Annotated in this window: 2 protein-coding genes; both read left to right on the top strand. The window is 44.8% G+C overall.

The window, feature by feature from the left end; genetic code table 11:
• Nucleotides 1-80 precede the first annotated feature (80 nt).
• The gene (locus N1032_RS25165; RefSeq protein WP_259543304.1) at nt 81-239 is read left to right on the top strand and encodes a hypothetical protein; all 159 of its coding nucleotides are present in this window, start codon (nt 81-83) and stop codon (nt 237-239) included.
• A 90-nt stretch (nt 240-329) separates the two neighbouring features.
• Nucleotides 330-737, top strand: a 408-nt coding sequence (locus N1032_RS25160; RefSeq protein ID WP_259543303.1) for a hypothetical protein, incomplete at its 3' end; no start/stop codon positions are given.

The raw sequence follows: 737 nt of genomic DNA, 5'->3' as shown, positions 1-737 counted from the left end.
CCGGCATCATTTTATGGTGCTTTTTGTTATTTAGACCATCATTTTGATATGGTATAATTAAGTTATACAGGAGGTGGGAGATGGCAAGATTGGATTTGACAAACAAGACAGCAGCAGCGGCTGCTACATCTACTATCAAGACTGCTGGGACTAAGAAGCTCTTCACGTTTGATGACATTGCTAAATTTACGTCCAAGGAAATGGTTGATGTGATTAACCACAAGGCTGGTACGGTTTGAATGATTACGGGGAAGGGGTATGGGAAAAACAGGGCTACTGCTCTTGCTCAGATTGCCTGACTTGAGACTGACTATTCAGCACAGGGTCTCATGTTCAAGAAGTACAAGACCAACGCCATGGACAGGCTGCATGAGTCAATTGCCAATATGGCGCTTGAGATTAAGCTGGCAGGGTATCATGTTCCGGACTATGAGAAGGGTATCAACCAGACTTACCGTATGGTGAAGAAGGACAAGACGTCAAATCAGATGGTGTCATACCAATCATTTGAGGACTATAACCAGGTTGCCGGTATTGAAGCCAAGAACCTTGGGTTCTTCCCTATGGTTGTGTTTGATGAGCCCGTTATGCTGGATGATGACCCAGATAAGATTCCTACAGAAGAGGAGTGGGATACAAATATTCTTACGCTGATGGACTCAGTGGGGCGTTCAAATGACCGTCATGCTGCGGTAAAAGGGCGTGAGATTGCTGCCACAAAATACTACTACACAATG

It is taken from the genome of Herbiconiux daphne (genome assembly GCF_024979295.1).
Classification (GTDB): domain Bacteria; phylum Actinomycetota; class Actinomycetes; order Actinomycetales; family Microbacteriaceae; genus Herbiconiux; species Herbiconiux daphnes.
Note: the sequence above shows the minus strand (reverse complement) of the source record. Positions and strands in the feature narration are given on the sequence as shown.